8 protein-coding genes and 1 riboswitch are annotated in these 7,684 nt (G+C 42.3%); all 8 genes read left to right on the top strand.

Translation table 11 applies throughout. The features are described from left to right. Positions 1-600: potassium channel family protein (locus WB217_RS14220; RefSeq protein ID WP_423993880.1), on the top strand; the 600-nt coding region annotated here is incomplete at its 5' end. A 283-nt stretch (positions 601-883) separates the two neighbouring features. Next, a complete protein-coding gene (locus WB217_RS14215) occupies positions 884-1,864 on the top strand; it encodes a BMP family lipoprotein (RefSeq protein ID WP_423993879.1) in 981 nt (326 codons plus the stop codon). A gap of 22 nt (positions 1,865-1,886) precedes the next feature. After that, on the top strand, positions 1,887-3,542 hold the full coding sequence (locus WB217_RS14210) for a methyl-accepting chemotaxis protein (protein ID WP_423993878.1): 1,656 nt from the start codon (positions 1,887-1,889) through the stop codon (positions 3,540-3,542). A gap of 224 nt (positions 3,543-3,766) precedes the next feature. Then, positions 3,767-4,336, top strand: a complete 570-nt coding sequence (locus WB217_RS14205; RefSeq protein WP_423993877.1) for a chromate transporter — start codon at positions 3,767-3,769, stop codon at positions 4,334-4,336. Beyond that, positions 4,336-4,866: a chromate transporter gene (locus tag WB217_RS14200; RefSeq protein ID WP_423993876.1), complete on the top strand. Its 531-nt coding sequence runs from the start codon at positions 4,336-4,338 to the stop codon at positions 4,864-4,866. Before WB217_RS14205 ends, WB217_RS14200 begins: the two co-directional genes overlap by 1 nt. Positions 4,867-5,108: 242 nt before the next feature. Next, positions 5,109-5,213, top strand: a riboswitch (SAM riboswitch). Between the two features lie 120 nt (positions 5,214-5,333). Further along, positions 5,334-6,347, top strand: a complete 1,014-nt coding sequence (locus WB217_RS14195; RefSeq protein ID WP_423993875.1) for a methionine ABC transporter ATP-binding protein — start codon at positions 5,334-5,336, stop codon at positions 6,345-6,347. Then, positions 6,337-7,002, top strand: a complete 666-nt coding sequence (locus WB217_RS14190) for a methionine ABC transporter permease (RefSeq protein WP_423993881.1) — start codon at positions 6,337-6,339, stop codon at positions 7,000-7,002. Before WB217_RS14195 ends, WB217_RS14190 begins: the two co-directional genes overlap by 11 nt. Before the next feature lie 20 nt (positions 7,003-7,022). After that, on the top strand, positions 7,023-7,684 hold a 662-nt coding region (locus WB217_RS14185), incomplete at its 3' end, for a MetQ/NlpA family ABC transporter substrate-binding protein (RefSeq protein WP_423993873.1).

The following is a 7,684-nucleotide window of genomic DNA, read 5'->3' as shown; positions in this document are numbered from 1 at the left end:
TCCCTGTACAATGAAGGAAATGAAGTACTGGCAATTGATAAGAAAGAGCAATATATCGAGGAATATAAAGAACATGTCACCCATGCGGTAATCGGAGATTCAACCGATGAACAAACTCTCAAGGCAGTTGGAATCAGAAACTTTGATACAGTTATCGTGGCGATAGGCGATGATATCCAGGCGAGTATTCTGACGGTTCTGATCCTAAAAGAAATGGGAGTAGCCAATGTCGTTGCAAAAGCCCTCAACAAGCATCATGCACAGGTTTTGTTCAAGGTTGGCGCAGACAAAGTAATCTTCCCTGAAAGAGATATGGGGGAAAGGGTAGCGCATCAGCTGATGGCTTCCCCAAATGTGCTGAATTTCATCGAGCTTTCAGATGATTACAGTATTGAAGAAATCAAGCTCCCGATGAGCATGGCTGGCAAGAACCTCATCGAAATCAACCTGCGGGCAAAATACAATATTACCGTTATTGGAGTTAAAACCGGTTCTAAGGTAGACATTTCACCAGATCCAGAGAAAACGTTAAGAGCGGAGGACATCCTGATTGTCCTTGGGGAAAATGGCGATCTAAACAAGTTCTCAAAAGTAAAATAAATGTTATTAAGGCAGGCTGTGCTGAACAGCCTGTTTTTTTGTTTAGTTAGAAAATAATTTATCTTAAAACTTAGACTAATGCGGCTGACGCCGACGTTCCCCCACAGGACGCTCCGCTCTTAGTCGAAGATCCTCCCGATACAAGACGCTTCCGCTTTTCGGGCCATATTTTAGAAAATTAACAAAAGATAGACTTTAACCAAAAGCATTAATAATGAATTTTTCAGGTCGATGTATTACATACATAGGGAATTCACTTACTAGAAGGAGAAGGATCACCAAGATGAAATGGATCATAAATTTGTTTTTGATTATTATTTTTTTTAGTGGGACTCTTGCGGGCTGTTCATCAACTGAAAAAATCGAGAAGGATAGGGTTAAAGTTGGCATTATGTTGTCTGACGTCGGACTAGGAGATCAATCTTTTAGTGACTCAGCCTTTGCAGGTCTTGCGAAAGCCAGAGACGAATTAGACATTATTTTTGATTACAGGGAATTACAAACGGTCGGCTCATATGAAAAAGGTTTTACAGAACTGGTGGAAGATGGGAACGATGTTGTAATTGGACTAGGATTCATGGTTCTTGAAGACCTTGAAAAAGTGGCAAAGAAATATCCTGAACAGGAATTCATTCTGGTAGATTCCGTTTCAGAATTGGATAATATCACTTCAATTACTTTTAAAGAAGAACAAGGAAGTTTCCTTGCAGGTGCAATTGCTGGAATGACGACAAAATCAAATGTGGTTGGTTTTGTTGGTGGAGCCGATGTTCCGCTTATCAGAAAATTCAAGTCTGGATTTGAACAGGGCGTAAAAGCGGTCAACCCTTCTGCAAAAGTGAAGGTCGCTTACGCAAATGATTTTGGGAATGCAGATCTCGGTGGGGAAATTGCGGCTGGCATGATTGGTGAGGGAGCCGATGTTCTTTATGCTGCTGCAGGCTTTACCGGGGTTGGTGTCTTGAAAGAAGCTCAGGAGAAGAAAAAGTTTGCCATTGGGGTAGACAGTGATCAATACTTTTTTGCTGAAAAGGCGATCATTACTTCTATGTTAAAAAATGTGGACGTGGCCCTTTATGAAACCGTTAAGGAGTTTAAAGCTGAAAAGAAGCTTTCAGCAAAGCAAATTGAGCTTGGAATGAATGAAAATGGCGTAGGGCTTGCCCCCATTAGGGTCATTAAACTCACTCCAGAACAGGAAAAAAGCCTAAAAGATCTGGAAGAAGAGTTATCCAGAGATGAAGTTTCAATTCAGTTAGATTAAGACTGCAACCGGGGGAGCAAACATGACGATAAAAAAGAAATTACTGCTTAACTTGTTATTGCCAATTGGGCTGGCCATTGTGATGATTCTATTTATCATTTACAGGATGCTGATGGTCCAGGCCTCAAATCAGGATTACGTACAAGTGCTGTTAACGGTCCAGAATCTCCAGGCCGAAACCTCAGCCGTTAAGCAATCGCTGAGCAATTTTTCCTTCAATCCCACCGAGGGAAACAGGCAGGAAGCCATCACGATTATGAAAGAAAATTCAGAAACCTTTAAAAAGGCAAACAGCCTGATTAATCAGGAAGAAAGCAGGCTGGTATTAGAAAAAGCATTTGGAAAGTTTGCGATTCTGCAAGAAGAAGCAAATAGCGCGCTAGAAGGGAAAATAAGTGCAGAGGTAAAAAGGCAATCTCTTCGAAGCGAGGGAGTGCTGAACGATCTTCACTTGCTCGATATTTTGGTGAATGAACACTATGATTTTTTACAAAGAGATTTGAAGAATCAGATTCAGTTCATCATCCTTACTGCGATTGTGGGCAGCATCCTTCTCGTTGTGGCAGCGGCAGGAATTGGCATCAGGCTGACGAATTCCATTACAAAACCATTGAAGCAAATTGCAGCGAACGCTCAGGAAATTGCCAAGGGAAACTTAATGATCGAGAAAGTGTTTTATAACCAAAAGGACGAGTTAGGGACATTAAATGCTTCATTTGATCAGATGACCATGCATCTGACTTCTTTGCTTCAAAAGGTCAATATGGCAAGCAAGGAAGTGGAGCAATTTGCAGAGGAAATAGAGCGAGAAAATCACTCCCTGACGGAAATCTCCAATCAGGTAGCGATATCAACAGATGAATTATCTGCTGGGGCACAGACTGTTTCAGAGGATTTGCAGCAATCTGTTCAGCTCATTGATGATATGGATAAGGAAATCATGCACAATCTTGACCATTCTCAAGAATCTTCACATTACAGCCAGGAGGCGGTAAAGGCAATAGGTGAAGGGCGGAAAGTGATTGAAGGCCAAAAGTTGCTGATTACCGAAAATAATAGCGCCTCCCATTCCATTAAGGAAGCGACAGACCAGTTCGTTGGGTATGCAGCAAAAATCGAGGATATGGCGTCATCCGTATCTGCTATTGCTGCCCAAACAAATCTGCTGGCATTGAATGCAGCAATTGAGGCGGCAAGGGCAGGGGATGCTGGTAAAGGATTCGCGGTAGTGGCTCAAGAGGTCAGAAAGCTTGCAGAAGAATCAAATACAGCTACAGCTCAGATTTTTGATATGGTCAACCTGCTGAAGGCTGGTCTGCAAGAAATTGCCACAGCTGTTAATAAAGGCGGTACAATCGCTGAGGAGCAGATGGAGTCAATGGACTTAACAATGGCTGCATTTGAAAATATTGAGACAGTGGTTGATGGAATCTCAATTAAAGTCAATCAATTAGTCCAGGGGATGGAAACATCGAAAGCATTGGGTGCTAAGGTACTTGATAATGCGGAGTCTATCAGTGCGGTTGTTGAACAAACCGCTGCAGGCAGCGAGGAGATTTCAGCCTCAACTGCAGAACAGCTTTCAGCCTTCGGAAATCTTTCCAAAAAAGTAACCGACCTCCGCAAGTTGACAAATGATTTGAATATTTCGGTTTCCGTATTTAAATTTAAAAGGTAAAATGAAAGTATCACGGCTGCCATGCTGTGATACTTTTTTATTTGGCAATGTTAAGGTTATTATTGATTTTGGCACTATATTGATTAGAGCTGAAGGCGAGAGACAGCCGGGGAAAGGGAGCGTTTCGAGCGTCAAACAACAGGAAGAAAAACAGAACTTAAAATTAGGGAAAAAGAAGATTAATAGATACACAGCATTTTAATTCAGAAAAGAAGGTGAAGGGTATGAAACAGGCAGATATATTTTTAGCGTTTTTTCGGGTAGGGATTCTCGGCTACGGAGGAGGGCCCTCCTCAATCCCGCTTGTACATAAGGAAGTTGTTGAAAAATATAAATGGATGAACTCTGATGAATTTAGCGATATCCTTGCCTTGGGAAATGCTTTGCCTGGTCCAATTGCGACGAAGATGGCCGGGTACATTGGCTATCGCGTTGGCGGGATTTTAGGGATGCTAAATGCACTAGCAGCGACGATGGTGCCGACAATCATTCTGATGATTCTCCTTCTGACGGTCCTTAATTCCTATAAGGATGAACCGTGGGTAAGCGGGATGACAGAGGCGGTCGTTCCGGTTGTAGCAGTAATGCTGGCTGTTTTGACATGGGATTTTGTGAAAAAATCCGGAACATCCAAGCTTGGATGGAAATGGACTTTGCTTGCGCTGGCCGGAAGCTTGCTGCTCCTTCAATTCCTGCATCTGCACCCAGCCATATTAATTTTTGTTTTATTATTAGTCGCATTACTTAAGAAGGACTCTTCTTCTGAAACTGAAAAAGAGGGAGGGGAGCAGTAATGATTTATATTAAAATATTTTGGGCTTTCTTTATCCCTGGAATTTTAGGCTACGGCGGAGGTCCGGCCTCCATTCCGTTAATTGAAAATGAAGTAGTTGACCGCTACGACTGGATGACGGTTAATGAATTCAGTGAAGTGCTTGCGATGGGTAATGCCCTGCCAGGACCAATCGCAACAAAAATGGCAGGCTATATTGGCTATACTGAGGGGGGAGTCCTCGGTGCGGTTGTCGGAGTGTTTGCTGCAGTAGCCCCTTCCTTGATATTGATGATCGGCTTGCTCGGACTGCTGATGAAATTTAAGGATTCTCCGAGAGTCAAACGGCTTACCCTTGTCGTCCGTCCAGTCATTGCTGTTTTGCTTGGGGTCATGACATATGATTTCTTTTTCTCTTCCTATGAAGGGGTCGGACTGCTGCAGACAGTCCTAATCGGCGGCTTGAGCTTTTTGCTTATGGAAAAAATGAAAGTGCACCCTGCCTATGTCATAGGTGGAGCGCTCGTATATGGAGCCCTTGTTTTATCTTAAACAAGGGTTTTTTTGTTGGTTTTGCATCATGATTCCTGAATTTAACTGATAAAAAAGGAATAATACAGAGACGAAAAATGAACTTTTGAATGCAAAGCAAAAAGCTCTGCCAAAAAACTATGGAAAAATTTTCACCTTACTCCCGCATAGATGAAAGCGATACCATCTATTTGATTTCAAAAATACTATATTGACAAACAAATCAGAAGGTTTTATGATTTCAATTATCAAATTAAATAAGTAACTTATCAAGAGTGACCGAGGGATTAGGCCCTATGACGTCCGGCAACCTCCTTTTAGGAACGGTGCCACTTCCTACAGAATGATTTCATTCTGAGAGATAAGTCGTATATATTTTTTACGATGCCTCTTTCTGTGAATGAAAGAGGCATTTTTTCGTTTAAAGATACGAAATGTTTATACAGAGATTCCAAGGAAATAAGAACGTTTTGATAGGGGGGCAATACATGATCGAAGTTAGAAAATTGGTCAAGGTGTATGAAACGAAAAGTGGGACTGTAAAAGGTGTTGATGATGTTTCGTTAAGGGTGAACAAGGGCGAGGTTTATGGAATCGTCGGCTACAGCGGGGCAGGAAAAAGTTCATTGCTAAGATGCTTGAATCTTCTCGAAAAGCCTACCTCAGGCGAGATTATCATCGACGATGTGGAGCTTACTTCGTTAAATAAAAGTGACCTGCGCAAAGCGCGTTTAAAAATCGGCATGATTTTTCAGCATTTCCACCTAGTCAGTGCCAAAACCGTCAGTGAAAATATCGCTTTTGCATTAAAAGCAGCTGGGACCCCAAAAGGTGAGATTAATGAAAGAGTAGTCGACCTTCTGGAGATGGTGGGACTTTCAGATAAAAAAGATGTATACCCTGCACAATTGTCGGGGGGTCAAAAACAGCGTGTTGGCATTGCCAGAGCACTTGCGAACAACCCTTCAGTCCTGCTGTGCGATGAAGCTACTTCAGCATTGGACCCAAGCACCACAAGATCGATTTTAGCCTTATTAAAAAAGATAAATCTTGAATTAGGAATCACAATCGTCCTCATCACTCACGAAATGGAAGTGGTCAAGACGATTTGTGACAGGATGGCTGTCATGCAGGATGGAAAAATCATTGAAGAAGGAAATGTGTATGATGTGTTTGCCAACCCGAAGCAGCTGCTGACAAAAGATTTTGTCAACTCGATCCTTCAGTTTGATCTCCCAGTAAGGTTGCTTGAGGAGCGGAAAGGCAAAATCATAAAAATCTATTTCCAGGGTGCGATCGCTGAGCAATCCGTCATTTCTGATGTGTTCCAAAATTTTAAGGTGAAAGGAAATATCCTGCATGGAAAAATTGAATACATACAGGATATCCCGCTTGGAATTTTTATCATGGAGATTTCAGGTGACAAGAACGAGCTTGATCGTGCTATTGAGTATATCGCATCAAGAACAAGAAATCTGGAGGTGATTCATGATGCTGCCTGAGAGTCTGGTTTCACTGCTGCCGGAATTGAACAAAGCATTCTTTGAAACGATTTATATGGTCGGAATTTCTATCGTTGTGTCGATCGTCATTGGGCTGCCAACGGGGGTGCTGTTATTTGTCACAGATAAAGGCTTATTCCTGGAGAATCAAATTTTTAAAAATATCGCGGGCTTCCTTGTAAATATGATTCGTTCAGTCCCATTTATCATTCTGCTGATAGCCTTGCTGCCATTGGCAAACCTTATTGCCGGCACGACAATCGGGCCAACTGCAGCCTCGGTGTCGTTGTCGGTAGCTGCCATTCCTTTCTTTGCAAGAATAGTAGAGCAAAGCTTCCGGGAAATTGATAAAGGGGTAATTGAGGCGGCAGTGGCAACGGGTGCAACTCCGTGGATGATTATAAAAGATGTGCTCATCCCAGAAGCTCGTCCAGGAATTGTCCAAGGAGTGACCATTACCATCATCAGTCTTGTTGCCTACTCAGCGATGGCCGGGATTGTCGGCGGCGGAGGAGTTGGCGACCTTGCAATCCGTTTTGGGTACTACCGCTATGACAATACCATCATGATTACTACTGTTATTATTCTAATTTGCCTTGTCCAGCTGATTCAGTTCGGCGGGGACAAGATTGCAAGATTAGTAGATAAAAGATAAAAAAATTGGGGGTTATTTTAATGAAAAAGCTTGTGTATTCAATTATTTTATTATTAACAATCGGATTGCTTGCAGCATGCGGCAGCGATTCAGCTTCAAATGGAGAAGCGAAGGAAGACAAGAAGGAAGTCACATTTGGAGCGACTTCTGGCCCTTACAGTGATATGGTATCTAAAGCAATCAAACCATTGCTTGAGAAAAAAGGATATGAAGTGAAAGTTGTAGAATTCAGCGATTACATTCAGCCTAACTTAGCTTTATCAAAAGGGGACCTTGATGCAAACTTATTCCAGCACAAGGTGTATATGGAGAATTTCGCAAAAGAGCATAACTTGGAGTTATCAGAACTTATTGTTGTCCCAACGGCTCCAATGGGAATCTATTCAAAGAAATTCAACTCACTTGATGAAGTAGCAGAAGGTTCTGCCATTGCGATTCCAAATGATCCAACAAATGCAGCCCGCGCATTCTTGATTCTTGAAGACGCTGGTTTAATCACCCTTGATCCGAACGCTGATCCATTGACTGTTTCTGAAAAAGATGTAAAAGACAACGTCAAAAATCTGCAATTCAAGCCAATTGAAGCAGCGCAGCTGCCAAGAGCAGTAGAGAGTGTAGATCTTTCAGCCGTTCCAGGAAACTTTGCACTAGCAGCAAAAATGGACCTGCTTGATGCTCTGCA

It is taken from the genome of Mesobacillus sp. (genome assembly GCF_049588175.1).
Taxonomy (GTDB): domain Bacteria; phylum Bacillota; class Bacilli; order Bacillales; family Cytobacillaceae; genus Mesobacillus.
This window is presented reverse-complemented; position numbering and strand designations above follow the sequence as displayed.

What these genes read in the sequence shown, in the direction of transcription:
- WB217_RS14215 (WP_423993879.1), top strand. Translation starts at nt 884, where the DNA reads ATGAAATGGATCATAAATTTGTTTTTGATTATTATTTTTTTTAGTGGG.
- WB217_RS14210 (WP_423993878.1), top strand. Translation starts at nt 1,887, where the DNA reads ATGACGATAAAAAAGAAATTACTGCTTAACTTGTTATTGCCAATTGGG.
- WB217_RS14205 (WP_423993877.1), top strand. Translation starts at nt 3,767, where the DNA reads ATGAAACAGGCAGATATATTTTTAGCGTTTTTTCGGGTAGGGATTCTC.
- WB217_RS14200 (WP_423993876.1), top strand. Translation starts at nt 4,336, where the DNA reads ATGATTTATATTAAAATATTTTGGGCTTTCTTTATCCCTGGAATTTTA.
- WB217_RS14195 (WP_423993875.1), top strand. Translation starts at nt 5,334, where the DNA reads ATGATCGAAGTTAGAAAATTGGTCAAGGTGTATGAAACGAAAAGTGGG.
- WB217_RS14190 (WP_423993881.1), top strand. Translation starts at nt 6,337, where the DNA reads ATGCTGCCTGAGAGTCTGGTTTCACTGCTGCCGGAATTGAACAAAGCA.